This window comes from Aquimarina longa SW024, assembly GCF_001401755.1.
In the GTDB taxonomy this organism is placed as follows: Bacteria; Bacteroidota; Bacteroidia; order Flavobacteriales; family Flavobacteriaceae; genus Aquimarina; species Aquimarina longa.
Genome location: NZ_KQ474106.1, coordinates 34,695 through 55,389 on the forward strand (window position 1 = coordinate 34,695; position 20,695 = coordinate 55,389).

Here is a 20,695-nt window from a genome sequence, read left to right on the forward strand (position 1 = left end):
AGGTCTTCATATTTTTCAATTAAAACCTTAAATCATTAAAGTCACAAATCGAACGCTTCATTATCCTAAAAAAAAGAGTAAAAAAATTGCAAACAAATGGGCTATTAATTTAAATCTGTAACTGATACAAAAAGAAATTTTTATTGTTTTATCAACCTTGTATTCTGTTTTTTGATAACTACTATAGATGAGATAAATTTGATCACTTAATTCTTTCTTATTCTTAAAAATGGAATCTTTCTATTACTGATCTATCTAATTCTATCTATACTTTTTGAAACTTGCTTTCTAAAGATTGTTTTTTTATAAATATGTTATCTTAGATTACTAAAATCATCACATTTGAAGACTCATTTTAGAACAAAATTATAGAGGTCATAAATCAAGAGCTTAGACTGTAGAATTAATGTGTTTTTCATTATTGTAGGTTTTTTAAATTGGTAAATTTGTGAGACAAATGTCTTAATAATTTACTCTTTTAACTAGTGAATCAGTATTAAGTATTTGTTAAACTGCGCCTTATAAATTAAGGCAATTAAGAACGTCTTATTTTTGCTTCAATGTAGTCTTTATCACTCTGTATATAATTAACAAAACATTCGAAAAAAAGTATTTAAATAATTTTGTAAAAAACTAATAATCAAATACTTAATAATATCATAAAATCTAATTTAAAAAATAAAAAAAGTTTGGAGCTTCAATCAAAAAAAGCAAAAATAGTACGACACATACTCATCGGCTTTTAGTGTTCCTTTATCCATTATATTATATTGTTTTTTTTAGATTATGTATACATTAATGCTTAGTTAATAAATTGAATTTAGGTAAGGCTAAATAACTTTTTTTATGCTACACATGTACTTCCTCTCTGCAAACTATCTTATGAGATTTAGAAAAGAAATAGTAGATCTGATCAATTCCAAAGTTACTAGACAAAAATCAACAACCTAGGAGCAAGCTCACAAGGTATGCTTCTGAAAAAAATATTTTGATATCGAGGCAAGCTTCGGGGAATTAAACCCTCAATAAAGGATTAAAATTCTAACTTCTTTTTTTGGATAAGAAATTATGTGAAATAGTTTTTTGGATGCTTCATTTCTAAACAAATAGCATTTTGTAATGAATATTACTATAAAGGTCGTTACATAACTTTAGAAGCATCACAAGAAAATAAAAAGGTGTACTTCATTTCTTAATTAAGATTAAGAATACTTACATTTTTGCTTTATAGTTTTGTAATAATTAATCAAGAAAATAAATGAAAACAAATTGTACTGTCATTTTAAAATCAATAACTAAAAGCAAATATCTTGATGATCTTATGATCTTCCTAAAAGAAAATCTTCCTAATGTTAGAAACTTTGATGGTTGTTTATTAGTAGAGATTCTTTTCAATCACCAAAATAATAGCCTTATAATTTATGAAAAATGGGAGAGTAAAGAGAAGCACGCCAATTACATCGAATTTATTTCTACTAATGGAGCTATGGAACAACTTGCTTCTTTTTTAGCAGGACCTCCAGAGGTTTCATATTTTGAAAAATTAAATATATAATCGTATTTATTATGAAAAAAACAGTACCATTTATCCTTCTGGCGATAACAGCCTTAAGTTGTTCTAATACAAGTAAAACAAAAAACAATATAAATCTCACTGAGGAGAATTCAACCGTTCAAGAAATCCCTGTAAAAAAAAAGAGTATGGATAAGACTATAGACAAGAACTTACCAACCATTGGTATTTTAATTTTTGAAGGTGTTATAATTAATGAAGTCGTAGCCCCTTTAGACGTATTTGCAAATTCAAACAAAGAAGGAAAAACACTATTTAATGTAATCACTATTGCCAAAGAAAACAAAACATATAGTAGTGCCCACGGATTAAAAATAACTCCCGATTTTCTCTTTGATGAAACTCCAAAATTATCTGTTTTGGTTATACCAAGTTCTTACAATCCAGAAAATCAAACTGCAGATAAAACATTGATCGATTTTATAACAGAACAAAATAAAACTACCGATTATACAGCAAGTCATTGTGCTGGGGCATTTTTAATCGGTGAGTCAAGAATTGCTGAAAACAAAAACATTGTAACCTATGTAACAGGTGGAGAAGCTTTAAAAACAGCATACCCTAATTTAAAAGTTGCTGATGATACTGAAGTTTCTGTTATAGAAGATGGTAAGTTTATTTCATCAAACGGAAGCCTTGTCAGCTATATTGCTTCTCTTGATTTGTTAGAAAAAATGACCTCTAAAGAACATAGAATATATGTAGAAGAGTCTATTTTATTAAATCGACTTCAATAAACTAAAAATTAAGGCAAGCTAACAACACATTTATCATACCTAATAAGGTTCTTGTTGATTAAATATACTTGTCACATATGAATTAAATTATTTTTAAAAGTAAAAATGGAAAATAGTACAATTGTAATTTTAGAAGTAAAAGTTAAGAAAGACAAAATAATCGAATTACAAAATATTCTTTTAGAAAACTTACCCCAAACAAGAACCTATAAAGGGTTTATTGATATCAAAATACATAAAAACTTAACCGATAATACATTCGTATTCTATGAAAAATGGGAAACCATTGCTGACTACGAATCTTATCTAAAATGGCGTACAGACACAGGTCTAATGGAACTTTTAGGAAAAACATTCGTCTCTCCTCCTACTATTAGATACTGGGAAACTGTAGCTGTATAACATATAAAAAAACTTGAACTTAGAATTATTACTATTTAAATAAGAGGAAAACAAGTATTTCTTATCAAAAGTATTTGGGTTAGCAGAAACGCTACTACCTATATAAGACAATGCAGTTTTGTTCTATGAGAAGTGCTCGTTATAAAATTAAAAGATGGATTCAAAAAAGGTTCAAAAGGAAGACATAGACAATAAAACATATTACGGGTCAATATATCCAACCTGAATTTACCGAATCTAAAGAAATTGGTATAGAAGATATATTTGATAACATCGAAAAACAAAAAATGGAATGAAACTTATGCGTAAAGATTCTATGAATAGTAGTAAGGATAAAAAAAACATGAATATGTACTGGATCAGTGCTGGACTAATAAACTTATTTACAGCTACTTTACATCTTATCGGTGGGCAAATAACATTGGTAAACCCTTTACTTAACACCGAATTAGATAAATTAGTAAAAACAAAATGGCTAGGCGCATGGCATATGGTAACAGTGATACTGATAGTTACCTCTTTTGTTTTTTTACAATTTGGGATTAAAGGACGAAAGGATCAAAACAAAGAACTGCTTAAATTAATAAGTTATTTATATATACTATTCGCAATAACATTTATAGTAGTAAGTAGTTTTCAATGGGCTTTTGCACCACAGTCAATCTTATTATTTCCTATTGGAATTCTTGGATTAATGGGAATTAAAAAAGAAGAAAGATAATGCTAGTACTAAAAAGTGGACAGCTCCAATACCCAATTGGAGATTAATACTTAATCAGTTCTTAACTATATATGAAAAACGGGTTCAACTATAAAAAGTTAAACCCGCTGAAATTTTATTTACACAAAATTATGGATACTGTCATTTTTTCTTAGATTTTTTAGATGATTCTTTAGAATTTTTAGTCTTTGATTTTTTCTTTGGTATTTTACTCTTAATTCTTTTTTTTTCTTCTTTTACATCATCTAAAAATTGACTGTTATACGTTTTTTCTTTCGCTAATTTTAAACATTGTAATGCTTTTTTATATTCCTTTTTTTGCTCAAAAAGAATTGCTTTTTTAACATACAATACTGCTTTATCTGTTCCTTTTATTGTTAATGCAAAGTCTATTAATTTTTCTGCCTCATCTAAATCTTCATTCCATAATAACACATTAATATATTTAGGATACACATCCAATGCATACATATCCTCTGCTAAAGCTTGTTGATAATATTCTTTTGCTGTTTCATAATCTTTTAAACTTTCTGCATATATCTGAGCCAAAAGACTTAATGCAATAGGATTTTTTTCATTATAAGAGAGTGCATAGTTTAATGATTCCACTGCATCTTCTAGATTATAAGGATAAGCATCTAATGCTTGAAATAGGTATTTATCTAATAAATTGCTCATTTCTTATCGTTTTAATTCATTTTTTAAATCTTGTTTTAACTGATTTCGCTTATTCTTAAAGGTTTTTGTCTTTTTTTCTTTTTTAAAATCAGTTCCTCTAAATATTCTTATCGGATTACCCCGTTGTACATTTAGGTGATTTTCCCACTCATCTGACAGCGATTCTTTTAATTTTTCTAGCTGTACCTCTAGCACCTTACTTTTTAATCGTTCAATAGCAATCTTTCGATTTTGATGCTGGGAACGACTATCCATAACCACTACATGTATTCCTGTAGGCTGATGTATTGCCCTAACCGCAGAGTTTACTTTATTTACATTCTGACCTCCTGGTCCCGAACTACGCATAGTTTTATAGACAATGTCTTTTTCTTTAATTTCCTCTAGATGTACTAGATCTAACTCATAAATACCTATAAACCAGTTTTTTCTTTTATGATATTTTCTAAAAGTTGAAGTACCTATCCATTGAACAGTACCTAACCAAGAGCTTAAAAAAACCTTGACTTCTTTTCCTTCGAGTCCAATCGTAACAGATTGTATTGTGCCATTTTCGGCCCCTTTTGTTCGTTCAATAATATGATATGATACGCCTATACGTTGTACTTCTTCTAAAAAGTATTTCAGAATCTGGGCTACAACCCAGCAGCATTCTGCTGGACCTCTTCCTGCCGTTATTTGTATAATTTTTTGATTCATTTTGTTTAAAATTTTAATTACTTGTCCATTCGAACAATTTTAGGAGTGAATGTTCCTACGATTTCTACAAGTTCTTGCTGATTCGACATTACTTTTTCTATGTTTTTGTATGCCATAGGTGCCTCATCAATTCCTCCTCCAATAAGCGTAACATCATGCGCTTTTAACTGCTTCTTGATTTCACTTTTGGTAAATTTCTCTTTACACTTTCTGCGAGAGTGTAGCCGACCAGCACCATGTGATGCCGATTGTAAACTCTCTGTGTTCCCTAATCCCCTTACTATAAATCCCGGAGCAGTCATAGAACCAGGAATAATCCCTAACTCTCCTTTAGCCGCAGGAGTTGCTCCTTTTCTATGCACGATACATTCTTCTCCATTTACCTGTTGTTTCCATGCAAAATTATGATGATTTTCGATCTTTGCTATTGGTTTTGATCCCAATAACTTTGCGATCCTAACATGTATATCATCATGGCATGCTTGTGCATAATCCCCAGCTAGGTTCATCGCTAACCAATACTCCTGCCCATCATGAGTATTTAAATCCAACCAAGCTAACTGTTGCACATGCTTTGGTAATGGACACTGTTTAGTCGCTAGATATGTATAATGTTTTGCGATATTCGCTCCTAAACCTCTAGAACCACTATGTGTTAACACTCCTAGATACTCCCCTATAGCTAACCCCCATTCATTAGCTACATCTGTAATTGTAATCACTCCAAATTCTACAAAGTGATTACCTCCTCCAGAAGTACCTAATTGTTTATAAGCCTTGTCTTTTAATCTTTTTACTAGTGGAATCATTTTAAATTCTTCTCGTTCAAATATTTCATGATCATGCTTTATTTTATGAGTTTCGTACATCCCAAATTTAGTATGCTCAGATAATATATTCTGTAATTGATGCTTCTTACCTTTTAGATATGAGATCGCAATCGGATATATCGTTAAACACATTCTACATCCTATATCCACTCCTACTCCGTAAGGAATTACAGCATTTTTTGTAGCCAATACTCCTCCAATAGGCAAACCATATCCAGTATGCGCATCTGGCATTAAAGCTCCTGCTACTGCCACTGGTAATTTTAGAGCATCAAATAGCTGATACTTGGCTTGATCATCAATTTCATTTTCGCCATAAATTTGAAAAGGAGATCGAGTTGTTTTTAAAGAATGCCTTTTTACTTCTACAGGTTTCAATAAACTCTCTGCTATTTTACCCCAGATACCATCGCCTTGATATGCTTCTGGATTCAGTAATACTTTTTTAGCTTCTATTAATATATGTTCTTTTTTAATTCTTTTTTGATATCTATTAATCTGACCCAAAGTCACATTAATACTATTGTTTTTTGGAAAGCCTAATTTGATTAAGTCTTTTCCACTTAATTTATTTCCCATTAATATAGGTTTTGAAATTAGTCAATAATAAATGATCGAATCATTGTTCCTATTATTGATATTAATTTTATAAAACGTTTCGGGAAATCCTGATAAGGCATCGACAGAATTGATCTGACAAAGTATATAACAAAAAGTCCGAAACTTTATAGATTCGGGCTTTTATTCATATATAGAAAACTATATACTAGTGAAGTCCCGAAGTGTACTCATTAAAGAACCTTGTTCTTCTTTTAGAGTCTCGCAATATATTTTTGTAAAAGTCATATTACTTCGGTTATTAAAGATTAATTATTATTTTGGTAGTATTAAACTGCGGTGCAAATATGAATCTAGTTTTTTAAATACGCAACTAATAATTCAATTTATTTTATTAAAAATCAAGCACTTACATTGATTTTAAAACATAAGAATCCTGTCCGTTTTTCAACAGATAATCTCAAATATGGTAACCAACTGTTTTTCTGAATCTTAGTGTTCAAGTAGCATCTCTATTGGAATTCAATACATTTTTATAAAAAAATAAAAAAAAGCGTCTAATTTCTTAGACGCTTATGCTTTTTATATCTTTTTACTAGTTTATTACCTATACTCTTGATTAAAAAACAGCTTTGCAGCGCCTTTTTTGTATGTAAAAAATGATAACATAGGCATAAAATTTATGTTCTTGTTTATAATGTAGAGTACAAATATGAGATAAACATTAGTAAAATCAAAATTTACTATTCTTACTTAGTGTATTATAAACAGATTTTGTTACCATTATTCTTATACTAATTTTCTTTTTTTTATAAGTTTACGAAATACATAAAAAAACCTTGATTATATATCATAAAACAAATCATCATTTTACTATATTTGGTACGTTTTAAAATTCCCCAGCATTAAAATCAGGTTATTACATTTTTTTTAACACTTTATTTGATGAGTGTTAGTAAATAAAAAATGTAGTTCATTTTGTTAATTATATAATTCTATTATTAAAGCAACTACATGCAAACATTAGATTACACTTGGTCGAAAGAAGTCGGCAGTACTATTTATATTGCGCAATCGATAGCAAAAGAATATCATAATAATCAATATAATGCCGCACATTTACTAAAGGCTTTATTACATAAAGATATTGGGCTAAGAGATTTTTTTGATCAAATAGATGGCGATATTTATTATTATGAAGAATGGTCTGAGGTAAGAATAGAAGCACTCCCTAGAGCTGCTAATATTCCTGATACAATAGAAGGAGACAAATCTATAGAAGCACTATTTAATGAAGCTGATAGTATTAAATTAAAATTAGGTGAAGATGAAATCACCCCTCTTGCTCTTTTAGTATCTTTATGCACACCTGGTGTAGGGTTTTCTTATGAGCAATTAAAAACATTACCTCTAAAAGCTGATGAAGTACTAATTGCTGCACAAAACTTATTGAATGTAGGAAATACAACAACTCCATCAGGAAAAAAACAACCGAAGTCATCTACTGGACAAAAGGTAGATCATAAAATCTTAGAAGAATATTGTATTGACAAAACCTTTGAAGCAAAAAACAATAATTTAAATGACATTTTCGGAAGAGATGCCGAGATAAAAATGATAACAGAAATATTAGGTAGGCACTCTAAACCTAATGTTTTAATCACTGGAGAACCTGGTGTTGGTAAAACAGTATTACTAGATGGGTTTTCTGAAGCCGTAGTGAATGGAACTGTTCCTGATTCTCTAAAAAATGCTCAGATATACGAACTCGATTTTATTCACTTAGTGTCTGGAGCAACCTATAAAAGTGAAGTTGAAGACCGATTTAAAAAAATAATCGCAGCGATCAAAGAATTTGAAAAACCAATTCTATTAATCGATGAGATCAATAACCTTACTAATAAAGATAATAGCAACCAAGGGCTGGTAAATATTCTAAAATCCGAACTTGCTAAAGGAGAAGTTACTTTTATCGCTACTGCCACCAATGATGCATTTAGAAAACATATCGAAACAGATGAAGGCTTATCAAGAAGGTTTGAAGTTATTTCTTTAGAAGAACCCTCTGAAAAAGATGCATTAACAATGATCTCTAATACCATTGACAAGTATAAAAAGCATCATAACCTAGACATCTTAGATGAAACAATTGCAGAGGCCATAAGATTATCCAAACGTTTTAACAAAGATCGTAGTTTACCCGATGCCGCAATAGATTTAATAGACAGAACAATGTCTGCATCTAGATATATGATTGAAACTACTGCTGCAAAAATTGAAAAAGTTACCGATAGCTTACTAGCAATTGAAAAAGAAGAAAAAGAAGATATAGACAAGTTATCAGACATTAACTGGCAATGGGATAATCTAAAAAATGTATTTAGCTATCTTCTATTTACAGAATTAAATGATAAAGACACCTTAGTTAGTACCGACTCTTTAGAAAGTGGTGTTGAAAAAATTAAAAATGCTCTTGATAAATTCTTAAACAAAGCTAAAGAACAAAAAGAACGTATTGATAAAAATGATGTTTCTGCAACTATAGCTAATAAGACAGGGATTCCTGTAGGACAACTTCAGGCAGATGAAAAAGAACGTCTGCTGACTATGGAAGAGCATCTAAAAAAACGTCTTATCGGTCAGGATCACGCTATAAAAACCATTACTGAAGCGGTACTAGAATCTAGATCAGGACTTAGCAAACCAGGATTGCCTATAGGGTCTTTTTTCTTTACAGGTCCTACAGGAACAGGAAAAACTGAATTAGCAAAATCATTAGCAGAATTCTTATTCCAGACAGAAGAATCAATCATCAGATTCGATATGTCTGAATTTAAAGAAGAACATTCTGCGGCATTATTATATGGAGCACCTCCGGGATATGTTGGATATGAAGAAGGAGGATTACTTGTCAATAAAATTAGACAAAAACCATACTCTATTGTATTATTTGATGAAATAGAAAAGGCACACCCCTCTGTTTTTGATATTTTTCTTCAAATCCTAGATGAAGGAAAACTACATGATCGTTTAGGGAAAACAGGAGATTTTTCTAATGCAGTAGTACTGTTTACTTCTAACATAGGAAGCGAACATGTTGTAAAATCATTTTCTGAAGGAGAGATTCCTAAATCTACAGATCTACTAGAGCTAATGTCTAGGAATTTTAGACCAGAATTTTTAGGAAGACTAACAGAAATTGTACCTTTCTCACCGATTACAAAAGAGAATGTTGTAAAGATTTTTGAGATTCAGATGAAAGATTTACATAAAGCATTAAAAAAACAAGAAGTAACACTAGAGTTAACAGATGCGGCAAAAGAATTTTTAGCACATAAAGGATTTACTCCAAAATATGGAGCAAGACCATTAAGAGGAGTTATTAGAACAGAACTAAGATCATCTTTATCAAAAAAATTGATTACTGGTAAGATTGGTAAAGGAAGTTTAGTTAAATTAGACGTCAAAGAGGAAAAATTAATATGGGATTATAGTTAATACTATGATCTGTCATAAAAATTAGTATATTTATATTTTAGCAACCATTAAATACTTATTTCATGGATAATACATACGGATTAGGAGGAACGGAAGTACAAACTGATGCCAATGAAGCAATTTCAGAAATTGGACAGAACAAAACATTACTTATTCAAAAGTTAACTCAGGATCAACCCCTTAAACCAGAAATCGTTACTGGACTTACATCAATTGATCATGTGTTTAATCACTATGCACCAGAAGCAGAGATTGAGTTTGAAGATGCTGATGGCGTAGAAACTAAAGAAACCCTAAAATTTAGACATTTAGGAAACTTTGGAAAAAAAGGAATTGTTGATCAAAGTAAATACTTAAGTGATCTAGATACTGAAAAAGATCAATATCTAAAAGTTGTAAAACAACTTAAATCAAATAAAATCTTAAAAACCGCCCTAGCTGACCCTGATGCTAAAGAGGCGCTTCTAAAATCAATTCAATCTCTAATCGCAGAGATACAGCAACAAGGTTAAAAAAAGACTATATGGCATTAGGACAAAACGCAAAAGAAAACATTAAGATAGAGAATCCTGCTCAGGAGCTAAAAATTAATGAAGAAAAATTAACAAAATATGGTGGATTTGATCTGTTAGAAGCATGTATTGATGATGTTCAAAACATGAATCCAGGTCGTAAAGCAAGAAAAAAAATATTTCTTACAGAATCCGCAAAAAAACTAGAACGACAAAAATTACAGAAGACTCTAGAGATATGGAACGATATTCTTTCCTCTTCTGATGACATCCCAGCAATGGTCGATGAATCTACCAAACGATCAGAAGTCGCTTCAGAATCTCTTAAGAAAAACCTAGGGGCTGCCCTAGAGCAAACAAGAGAAATGGAACAATCCTATAGATCTGTTGCATTGTTCTTTAAAAATACAGAATCTCAGAAAGTAAAAAATATTAATATTCTTAATGCAGAATTAGAACAGCTTAAAGACTTAGACAATACTCGTTTTATTGATGCTGTACAAGAAGAATTAGTACAAGGGTATGATCGTTTAGATCTTAGAGATAACTACGGATTATTAGTAGTCCCTGGATATTTAGGTTCTAACAAGGTAGTGGAGAAATGGGCTAAAATCGCTTATGAGAATAAAGTAATGATGGTTACTGATTTTGAGCATTTAGACGAACCAGATGATGTTATGGAAATGTTCGAATCTGCTAATCTTACAGGGGGTGACAAATATCGCTCTAATGTAGTGATGGCATGTAACTGGCTTGTAGGAAGAGGTAAACATGATGAAGTTGGAGAAGAAGATGATCTTTTTGTCCCTCCATCTAGTGCACTAGGAGGTAAAATATATAAAACATTAATGTCTCAGGTTACTGCCGGAAAGAAATTTGGGGGTATGAACGAAGTTGATGGTGTCCGTTTTGATCTTAAAAAAGGAGAGATCTCTCAACTAGAAAAACTAGGTCTTGTACCAATGGTAAATGAATATGGAAAAGTAATGGCTTTTTCTGCTAAAACCTTATTTAATGGAGATAATCTTGGTCTACAAACCTATTCAGTAGTTCGTGTATTTGATTATGTAACTAAAGTATTAATGGATTTCTTAAACCGAAGAGCTTTTGAGAATTTTAATGCTAGAACACGTAAAGAACTTATGGGACAAATTGTAAAATTCTTAGATGACATTACAGGACCTGACAAATTAATAGAAGATTTTTCTATCAAACGTTTTGAACAAGATCCTACACAAAAAGATAGAGTTCATTTAGACATACATATGAAACCCTATTTTCCTGCTAAAAACTTTATGATAAAAATGGATGGGCAAAAAGGTGATGATGGATCAGAATGGAATTCTGATTATGAACAACAATAAATATTATTAATAAAAAGGCTGCCTGAAAAGGTGGCCTTTTTTATTTGTTTAAATAGTTTTACTTTTTATATATAAATATGTATGAATCGAAAAGCTATTTTTAAGACTTATATATAATCAAGGTCAATTAAGTCTTTTACTACCTAGTTATACTGATTTACTCCTATTAATCATCTATCACTAACCAGTTTAAGTTCCTTGGAAACACATAAAGGAGGATATACCCTCTCAAAGTTATTATTCATACCTATTTACATAATTTATATTCTTAAAAAAAGTAGACTCTTTTATGAGAACATTCATTATATATATGGCTTAATGGACTAATTGCGATGGCATACTACCTTAAAAAATATAGTTTAGTTATCTAAGCTAAGCATACTTCTTCTTTTTTACTTAAAACAACAACAACCTCACACACAATAATTAAGCCTAAAAAAAATGCTTTAAAATTACTTTTTAAAGATCTCTTTTTAACAATCCCTTATCCAAATAATTCAACCTTATGCTATATATTCAAACTTAAACCCTCTTTACTTAAACAAAAGAATCGATCCATTTATTTATAACAAAAAAAAAGCAGAAGTATAAAATACTTCTGCTTTTAAATTAATTATAGAATTAACTATAAGGATACCCTTATACCCATTCGTTTATATGCTCTCCGTTACCCATAGCAATCTGTCTAGCTGAGATTGTAAGTGTTTCTGTCATAGGATTGTTTCCTGAAGCATCAAAATTCTCTCTATACTTTACTGCATATGCATTAGTAAAATTTAATTCTTTTGCTGTAGCTTCTGTATCTCTCTTTAAGAATACAATAGAACCATCTCTCATTTCGAAGTTATTGAACATCCAATCAGACAAACTAGTATCTGCTGTAGACTCTAACTCAATTGTAATCATACCTCCTCTAGTAACAGAAGATGGACGACCTGTAGCATCAGTTTCTTGATGTAAACCATAGTTACAGTTTAATACATTGTACTCTTTTCCTCCTACTTTTAATTTCGCTTTAAAAGACATAATAAATAATTTTTAAATTAATAATAATAATATATAATAATAATAAATGTGATTAACACACTATAAATATAGGCAAAAAAAAGGAATTGGAAAATTAATTTTAGGTTAAGAAAAAGATCATGAAAGAAAAGTAGTACACTATTTCTTTACAAGTGTTTAAATCTAAACTTTAGTCAAAAAAAAGAAGAGTTTTAACCTAAAAGCTAAAACTCTTTTTATATAAAATTTAACATAATTTTAATTATGCTCTACGACATATAATTACATCATCTTCTTTGATATTATTCGATTCTATCGTTCTACTAAAGTCAATATGCTGTTGTACTCCAAACCAGTTTGGTTTTGTATGAAAAATCCATCCAAATGCATTATTACTATCATCAAGGAACTTGATTTCACCCCCAGGATGTCGCTCATTGTAATCATTAATAAAGAAATAAAACAGCTTCCCAAACTCCATTTTTTCTGGAGCTTTTAGCCTAAAATTACTAATCTCTTCTACATCCTTACCTTTATTAAACTCAAAAGATATCACCAACGGATTAGCTAATTCATCATCCTTAGGATCTTTAAGCTTCTCTACAGGATAGAACCATTTTTTATATACTGGTACAGGAACAGCTATTGCAAATTCATACAATTTCACAACTAACAATGGAATTAGGAAACAAATAGTCGCAGCTGTAAATACATAGATATATTCTGGTTTATACATCCCTACTACATACATAAAAGAAAGTAGTCCTAAACATATGATGACCACTGTGTATAAAAATTCTGACCAAAAAGAAGTTGTTTTTTCTGATAGATCCGGAAAAAATTTACGTAATGCAAAAACATTAAGAACACCTAACAATAAAAATATAATCTGAAAACTAATAAAATTATTAAGAGGCATATTATCTAATACCTTATCATTACTCAATAATGCGGTTGCTGCAAACAAAAGTAAAGCCACCAGAACATATAAAAAGAATTTCTTTTTATTTTTCATGAATAACTTTTTGAGTCCTGCTACAAACCCCATTAGAATCATACTGAATACCAGTAGAATAATTCCTACTTTAAAAAAACCAGCACTTCCTACAATTAGTAAAATTCCTTTCATATTATATTGTCGTTGTTAACCCCATACGTGGACTATTTATAGCATCCAGTACAAATTCGCTTTCTTCTTCTAAGTATACTATATTAATTTCTGCATCTATTTCTATAGGTACAAAATAGTCACAAAAGATACTAATAAATTTTGTAGTAATACCATTCTTCAAAAATTTATCTGCATTTTTTCTTTCAATCGGTCCAATCGTAATTTTATACATTGGATATACTACAGTAGTCTCTGTCAATTCTAAAACAAAGTCAACTCCTAGCTTATCCTCTCCCTCTGCACTATCAACATCATGGTAGCTCTTTGTTGTTGTCTTTATTTTTACTTGCTCCTCGATAATATTTTCTAGTCCTATTGCCATAAGCTCTGTATCCCCTGATATTTTATGAGCAAAAGGTAATAGCTGTAATAACTTTATATTATAGTCTCTTGGAATTTCTTTATCTAACCCCCAAAAATCTAATAGAAAATCATTTTTTAGATTAGTAAACTCATCGATTAATACTCTTTCATTCTGTTCAATCCTTACCTTCTGTACAAAAAGTTCATTCTCGATAGGAGTAAAAAATGACCTAGCTTCTTTTTCTTCTTTTTTATGTTTTTGTCGTATATGCTTATAAGAAAGCGCTACATTAGTTTTAGTCTTTATTGGTTCGTGAAAAATTCCTTCAGGAAGTAAATCATAAAGACCATTACGAGCTAAATTTAATTGTAATTTATCTCCTGATTCTGAATATGAATCCATTATAAAACTTATCACATCTCTACGATAAGATCTTGTAAAAGTACTTTTATTAAAAACATCTATGTCTGTAAACTCTAGATTTGATTTTTCGAGAACTTCACATACAAAAACCTCAGCTTTTAGGTTCTTATAGCTCGCTATCAATTCGTCATATACCTCTTGTACTTCCTTTTCTTTCATCCTAAAAAGAATGCTATATTATTAATTTTAATTCTCTTCATCTATCGTATCGTCAGTTTTTATAGGCTTTCTTCCAGCAGCCACAAACAATTTTTGCCAATGATTATCATTAAAATTACTAATCTGCACTCCATTACCTCCCATATTACTTCTCTTAGATGTAGAATGAACAAATTGTCCGTGACCTAAATATACTCCTACATGAGTAATTGGGTGGTGCTGAGATCCCTGAAGATTAAAGAACAAAAGATCTCCTTGTTTTAAAAACTCTTGACCTATAAACTTATCAGTATCTGGAGCCATATATTGTTTTTCTGCTGTTCTTTCAATTAACCCTCCATATACATCATGGTAAAGAAATTGTGTAAAAAAAGAACAGTCAATCCCTTTTCTTGTCTCTCCACCCATTCTATAAGGAGTCCCCATCCAACTGTCTATAAATTTATACAAAGGTATGTTCTTAACCTTCTCTGGCGCTACTCCAAGAATATTTCCATATTTCTTTTGTATTGGCAAGATCTTATCTTTTTTTTCTTGCTTTACAATAACTTCTTGTGTACTTTTACAACTAGCTACCCCAGCAAATAGTACAACAAACACTAATATTTTATATAAAACTTTCATCCCCAAAATTTATACAAATATAGAATTTCTATTGATTTTTTCAAGATCATTTTAAGTTTTATCCATACAAAATCTACATTATATAACTTAATCTACATTATTGGTCGATTGTAACTAAAATCTTTATTAAATTGCGATTTAATTTTTAAAACCTGTTTTTTTTAATTTTATGATTACATCATATTATAGTATACCACTACAAACTAAGAATATTGTATCTAATGTCGAATTACAACAATGCGACATTACACAGTCTATTATAAATTTTATTCACCTTATCACGACTACTCATTTTGGAGAATGTGATTTTGATGAAACTTTTGGATGTTCAATATGGAATATTGATTTCGACAATTTAACGAGTACAAATAAATTACGGGACACTATCACAGAATCATTAGCTGAGAATATAGCATCCACTGAAAAGCGATTAAAAAAAATACAGGTAGAAGTAACTATAAAACAAGAAGAATTTAGAGGTGCAGAAAACAGTAACAGGGTAAAAAAACGAGTAGATATAAATGTAAAAGGGGTTATTCGTCAAACTAATGAAGCGTTTTCTTGTATAGAACGATTTTATATAGCACCACTTTCATACTAGATTTATGGAGATAGAAAACAAAACACAGGTTAAAAATAGAATGATCAAAAAAGCTGCATCTCTTTGGGGAGTTTCTCCTAATGAGATAGAAAGTTCTTTTGATCCTATTGTATCATTACTTATTGGCGCCTGTGCTTCAGAAATAGCCAAAATATCAGGAGAAATTAATAATTCTCAAACAAGAGTTACTGAGCGATTGCTACAAATAATGACTCCTGAAACACTATATGGTGCACGACCTGCTCATGCCATCGCTGTAGCAGAGCCAACGGATGTTACTATAAATATTACACCAGAACATTTATTCTATTATAAGAAAAAAATAAAAACCCGAAATGCAGAACAAGAAGAACAGAATCTTTTTTTCTCTGCGGTACAAGACACTAAATTAGTAGACACACATATTTCTCATATGATCTGCGGTACAGAAATGTATGAAATTGAAGGTCGCTCTGTATCTAATGTTCCTCTTACTCTTAAAGACACATCTCCCCTACCTCAATCCACAATATATCTGGGGATTAAAACAGAGCATGAACATATTTCATTAAAAGACACTTCGCTTTTTTTTGAATTATTAGATGTACAGGATACTGATTTATTTTATCACCACTTACAGCATGCTAATATCTATTATAACGATACATTAATTGATGTCGTTTCTGGTTATTATAACAGTAGAGATTCTGATCGAATACAGATAGAATCTATATTCTCGCTCAAACCAAATAAAACAAAAAACATTGAAAGTCAGGTTAAAAAAGCGTATGAAAGGCATTTTTTAACTATTAAATCAAATATTTCATTACAAAATGAAGGTAAGATTCCTCAGGAATTTACTAAATTTATAGATATAAAAAATCATGAAGAACTTCATGAATATAATTGGATTAAAGTAGTTTTTCCTCGTATTATTGATAATACTGTTTTAAAAAACATATACAGTACCTTTAATGCGTTTCCTATATTAAACAGGAAATTAGAGAGTGTATCTTTTCAACTTAAAGACTATATTGATATTATACCTTTAAGTACTATGGATTTATTTTTAGATATAAAAACTGTTATTAATACTGAAGGTAAAACCTATAAGCTAAGAGAAAATGATTCTGAACATGAAGAAAAAGGAACGTATATTATCAGAAGGGATAATGTTGGTAAACTCGACTCTAGAAAAGCTAAAGAATATTTACTACATCTTATAGGGTTACTAAAAGATGAAAGTGCTGGTTTCTCTATCTATGGAAATGATTTTTTACAAACTAATATTAATGAATTAAATCAAAACATTGCAGCTTTAGAGAAGAAATTGTTTGATATGGATAAGGCAACCGTAGAAACAAACTATGTTTCTATTAAACCTTACAACAAAAAAGATTCTCTTTTATTAGAATATTGGACAACTAACGGTGAAAAAGCTAATCAAATAAAACCAGGAAGTACTTTAGAGATATACAAAGGAACTGACCTGAAACAAAAAGGAGGTTTTTTTCTCACCCCTACTTTTCAAGGAAAAAACAATTTAACCATGGATGAGCGTCTATATACGTATAGAAGAGCACTATTATCCAGAAATAGAATCGTAACCAAAGAAGATGTAAAAGCACTATGTTATGAATTATGCGGTGATAAAATAGAAAAAATAACCATTAGAAAAGGGTTTAAAACAAATATAAAAGCAAATAAAGGTCTAATTCCTTCTATAGAAATACTGCTTACAGTAAGTAAAAGAATTAAGACTTCTGAATTAGAATGGGAATCTATAAAAAGTAATATTTTATCTGTATTAGAAAAACAATCATTAAATGTTTTTCCTTACTATATAACAATCATAAATTAATTTATATTTTGAAAAAAAAGAACAATGGAAACATCTGATAACTTAAAAAATAGTCATATCGACAAAAGTATTATGCTGTTCTTTATCATTACATTTTTGGTAACAGCTACAGTTTTTGCCTTTAAATATGCTAATTACACACCATGCAATATTATTGATTTTGATATAACTGCAAAAAATTATAGAGCTGGAGAAATTATTAGATTTAAAGACCATACCAAAGGAGCTACTAAAAGAGAATGGGATTTTGGAGATAGCACTGAAACACGTGTAGGAGCTACTCCATTTCATACATATGAAAAAGCGGGGAAATATGATGTAAAACTAACTATTAATGGTAAATGTGAGAATATTACAACACTTACTATAAAGGAAAAAGCTTTTATCCTTGATTCTACCAAATTAGCAAAGTTTAAAATTCCAAATTCTATAAAAGTTGGTCAAGTATTAAAATTAAAAGATGAAACTAAAGGTGCTGTTAAATGGGAATGGAGATTTGGAGAAACTGCAGAAGTGAATTCTGATAAAAAGAATCCAAATTATATCTATGAATCGGCTGGATTAAAAACAATCACTCTTGTTGTTAACGGTGATCCTAGATATGGAACAAAGAAAAAAATAAAAGTACTTCCATCTGTAAAAAAGGATACTAAACCAAAAAGAAGAATCCGAAAGCGCCAAGATGCGTCTTCTCTTATCAAATATGCTCCTACAACCGTAAAGCTTAATAATGCTCCAAAAACAGAGTTTAGAGCTCCAAATATTAAAAATAATGATTTTAAGCTTAAGCTTATATTAGTTTCTAATAAGAAAGCTAGTGCTAAAGATTTTAGTGAATATCTATGTGACAACTTACAGATGCCTATGACTGCAAGAGGAAAGAAGACTAATTTTATTGATTTTTGCGACAAAATCAGAGGTAAAAATATTAAAATTAAAGAACTAGAGATTTTTAGAAATAAGAAAACTAATTGTATAGAATATATTACTGTACAATATTCTAAATCAGGTTTATTTTAATACTATGGAATTAAAAAATAAAAATCACCATCGCGTTAATTGGATTGATGGTATGAAAATTAATAAAAGTCATTTTATACAGAGTGAAAATGCACTTACTCAATTTTCTCAAATCATTGGTTCCCAGAATATCAATGCTATTAATTACGGTTTATTCCCTGGATTAATAACAGAAGAAGCCGTAAAAATGTCTTTTTCTATTGATGGGCAAGATACAATTAGCGTACAACTAACTAAGTGCAGTGCTATTACTGCGGGAGGACATCTTATTCATATAACACCTGAGATTTCTTCTTTTTTAGAAAAAAACGGAACCTTAATTAAAGCTGAGTATATCGCTAATGTTGAAGATGAAGAATGTTATATTGTTCTAAAGGTAGATCCCTATAAAAGAATCCCTATAGGCGATTCGTTTCCAGAAGAAGAGCCTCCAAGACATCCTTATGCGCTTCCAGAATACACTCTTAATATTGTAGGGAAAGTCGAAGTTACTAGAGAAGAATTTGGAAAATACCATATTACGATAGGTAAAATAATTTTTACAGAGGGGATACCTTCTTTAGCAGAAGATTTTATTCCTCCTTGTACATCCATACAAAGCCATCAGGATCTTATATATATATACTCAGAAATTGGTTCCTTTTTTAATGCTGTAGAGAAGTATTCTATAAATATTATACAAAAGATTTACCAAAAGAAACAATCTAATGATTTAGCAAGAATGGTGCTTTCTCTTTCTCAAAATGTAATTCAATATATTGGAGGAATGATATCTGAGTTTAGACTCAACGATAAACATGCAGCTCCAGTACTAATGATCTCTAGGCTAATCTCTCTTGCCAGAATTATTAAAAATAGTATCGATGCTTATGTAGGCACAGGAAAAGAAGAACTCGTAAATTACCTTTCTGACTGGTGTGATCTAAAACAAGGTGCTCTTGAAAATGTCCTAGTGGAGATGATTGCATTAGATTACCAACATACAGACATTAATAAATCACTAAATGATGTCTCTAATTTTACAAAACTGATGCTAACTTTATTTAAAAAATTAAATGAATTAGATTATATTGGAAAAAAATCAGATTCTAATATATTTGTAAAAGAAGAAGTGATTGCAAAACAGGATATAAAAAATAGACGTAGTTTCTTGTTAGATTAATAACGATCCCTAAAATAAACCTTGTAAAAAAAATAAAATGAAACCTAAAAACAATAAAGAAAGAAGAAATAGTATATTAAAATTTTCATTATTATTTGTTTTTACCGCAGCACTAATTGTTATTGCTTTCTTTTTTGATTTTGATAGAATACCTCTAAAAGAAAACTCAGTACTTAGAGAACAATCTGTGGCAGTGCAAAAAGAAATAAAATTTCAGGAAAAATTCTCAGATGAGATGATAACAATACGTTCTTTATTAGATTCTCTAGATACTCCTGGACAAAACATACAATATATTAACGCATTAATTAACTCTAAGATTGTTGATTTACAAAAATCAATTCCTAAAGAAGATTCTACATATCGCTATGATATGTACAATAACGTTGTAAAATCATTTGTAGATTTACAAGGTTTAAAAACAAAATTAAAAGAGTTTGATAATGTAGATGCTCAACTAGAAGAATATGAAGATGAGTTAGATCGTGTTAATCAAGAGTTAGATAAAGCAAATAGATATCTTGATGCTTTAAGACGTTAGAAACAAAAATACAATTACTTCGTTTTTTATAGTCCGAAGTATATCTGATACTACAAAAACCACTATAGTTGATCTAAACTATAGTGGTTTTTTTTTGGATTTACAATATCAAAAAACACATCCCATTACACATTCATTTTACAAGTGCTTAGATAGCACCTTTGTTAAACAAAAGTTAAACTATTAAATATTAATAGTATTACTATTATTTTTGATGCAAACATGAACTATCTATTTTAAAATCTAAAAGTTAGCATTACTGATAAAACTTAT

At 29.9% G+C, this 20,695-nt stretch carries 19 protein-coding genes; 12 read left to right on the plus strand and 7 right to left on the minus strand.

Annotated elements, in window-relative coordinates:
* Positions 1-1,258: 1,258 nt before the first annotated feature.
* The 4 genes from N456_RS21245 (at position 1,259) to N456_RS21260 (ending at position 3,433) form a co-directional block, all read left to right on the plus strand.
* Complete coding sequence (locus tag N456_RS21245) at positions 1,259-1,555, plus strand: putative quinol monooxygenase (RefSeq protein ID WP_062061826.1); 297 nt, start codon at positions 1,259-1,261, stop codon at positions 1,553-1,555.
* 11 nt (positions 1,556-1,566) lie between these two features.
* Positions 1,567-2,310, plus strand: coding sequence for a DJ-1/PfpI family protein (locus N456_RS21250; protein WP_062061829.1), 744 nt, complete (start codon positions 1,567-1,569; stop codon positions 2,308-2,310).
* Between the two features lie 105 nt (positions 2,311-2,415).
* Positions 2,416-2,712: a putative quinol monooxygenase gene (locus N456_RS21255; protein ID WP_062061832.1), complete on the plus strand. Its 297-nt coding sequence runs from the start codon at positions 2,416-2,418 to the stop codon at positions 2,710-2,712.
* A gap of 292 nt (positions 2,713-3,004) precedes the next feature.
* Positions 3,005-3,433: a hypothetical protein gene (locus tag N456_RS21260; protein WP_062061835.1), complete on the plus strand. Its 429-nt coding sequence runs from the start codon at positions 3,005-3,007 to the stop codon at positions 3,431-3,433.
* A gap of 141 nt (positions 3,434-3,574) precedes the next feature.
* On the opposite strand, the gene N456_RS21265 is transcribed toward N456_RS21260, so the two are convergent.
* From N456_RS21265 to N456_RS21275, 3 genes are read right to left on the minus strand one after another with little or no spacing between them, the layout of a single operon-like run.
* Complete coding sequence (locus N456_RS21265) at positions 3,575-4,111, minus strand: hypothetical protein (protein ID WP_062061838.1); 537 nt, start codon at positions 4,109-4,111, stop codon at positions 3,575-3,577.
* 3 nt (positions 4,112-4,114) lie between these two features.
* Positions 4,115-4,810, minus strand: coding sequence for a peptide chain release factor H (gene prfH / locus N456_RS21270; protein WP_062061842.1), 696 nt, complete (start codon positions 4,808-4,810; stop codon positions 4,115-4,117).
* A gap of 17 nt (positions 4,811-4,827) precedes the next feature.
* Positions 4,828-6,219: an RtcB family protein gene (locus N456_RS21275; RefSeq protein WP_062061845.1), complete on the minus strand. Its 1,392-nt coding sequence runs from the start codon at positions 6,217-6,219 to the stop codon at positions 4,828-4,830.
* Between the two features lie 993 nt (positions 6,220-7,212).
* Here N456_RS21275 and N456_RS21280 point away from each other — a divergent pair.
* From N456_RS21280 to N456_RS21290, 3 genes are all read left to right on the plus strand, one after another.
* On the plus strand, positions 7,213-9,696 hold the full coding sequence (locus N456_RS21280) for an ATP-dependent Clp protease ATP-binding subunit (protein WP_062061848.1): 2,484 nt from the start codon (positions 7,213-7,215) through the stop codon (positions 9,694-9,696).
* A gap of 62 nt (positions 9,697-9,758) precedes the next feature.
* Complete coding sequence (locus N456_RS21285; RefSeq protein WP_062061851.1) at positions 9,759-10,208, plus strand: hypothetical protein; 450 nt, start codon at positions 9,759-9,761, stop codon at positions 10,206-10,208.
* Positions 10,209-10,219: 11 nt separating this feature from the next.
* Positions 10,220-11,572 (plus strand): DUF5458 family protein, encoded by a 1,353-nt coding sequence (locus tag N456_RS21290; protein WP_062061853.1) that lies wholly within the window; start codon positions 10,220-10,222, stop codon positions 11,570-11,572.
* A gap of 639 nt (positions 11,573-12,211) precedes the next feature.
* Here N456_RS21290 and tssD read toward each other — a convergent pair.
* The 4 genes from tssD to N456_RS21310 form a co-directional block, all read right to left on the minus strand.
* The gene (tssD, locus tag N456_RS21295) at positions 12,212-12,598 is read right to left on the minus strand and encodes a type VI secretion system tube protein TssD (RefSeq protein ID WP_062061856.1); all 387 of its coding nucleotides are present in this window, start codon (positions 12,596-12,598) and stop codon (positions 12,212-12,214) included.
* A 241-nt stretch (positions 12,599-12,839) separates the two neighbouring features.
* A complete protein-coding gene (locus N456_RS21300) occupies positions 12,840-13,706 on the minus strand; it encodes a TssN family type VI secretion system protein (protein WP_062061859.1) in 867 nt (288 codons plus the stop codon).
* A gap of 1 nt (position 13,707) precedes the next feature.
* Entirely contained in the window at positions 13,708-14,634 is a 927-nt protein-coding gene (locus tag N456_RS21305) for a hypothetical protein (protein ID WP_062061862.1), read from the minus strand.
* A gap of 27 nt (positions 14,635-14,661) precedes the next feature.
* The gene (locus N456_RS21310) at positions 14,662-15,258 is read right to left on the minus strand and encodes a C40 family peptidase (RefSeq protein ID WP_062061864.1); all 597 of its coding nucleotides are present in this window, start codon (positions 15,256-15,258) and stop codon (positions 14,662-14,664) included.
* A 169-nt stretch (positions 15,259-15,427) separates the two neighbouring features.
* Here N456_RS21310 and N456_RS21315 point away from each other — a divergent pair, with 169 nt between their 5' ends.
* Genes N456_RS21315 through tssO form a run of 5 tightly spaced genes read left to right on the plus strand, consistent with a single transcriptional unit; the run spans position 15,428 to position 20,422 of the window.
* The gene (locus tag N456_RS21315) at positions 15,428-15,859 is read left to right on the plus strand and encodes a GPW/gp25 family protein (protein WP_062061867.1); all 432 of its coding nucleotides are present in this window, start codon (positions 15,428-15,430) and stop codon (positions 15,857-15,859) included.
* Positions 15,860-15,863: 4 nt separating this feature from the next.
* Positions 15,864-17,699: a type VI secretion system baseplate subunit TssF gene (locus tag N456_RS21320; protein ID WP_062061871.1), complete on the plus strand. Its 1,836-nt coding sequence runs from the start codon at positions 15,864-15,866 to the stop codon at positions 17,697-17,699.
* Between the two features lie 24 nt (positions 17,700-17,723).
* The gene (locus tag N456_RS21325; RefSeq protein ID WP_062061874.1) at positions 17,724-18,719 is read left to right on the plus strand and encodes a PKD domain-containing protein; all 996 of its coding nucleotides are present in this window, start codon (positions 17,724-17,726) and stop codon (positions 18,717-18,719) included.
* A gap of 4 nt (positions 18,720-18,723) precedes the next feature.
* Entirely contained in the window at positions 18,724-19,881 is a 1,158-nt protein-coding gene (locus N456_RS21330) for a hypothetical protein (RefSeq protein ID WP_062061876.1), read from the plus strand.
* Positions 19,882-19,918: 37 nt separating this feature from the next.
* The gene (tssO, locus tag N456_RS21335; RefSeq protein ID WP_062061879.1) at positions 19,919-20,422 is read left to right on the plus strand and encodes a type VI secretion system TssO; all 504 of its coding nucleotides are present in this window, start codon (positions 19,919-19,921) and stop codon (positions 20,420-20,422) included.
* Positions 20,423-20,695: the final 273 nt, after the last annotated feature.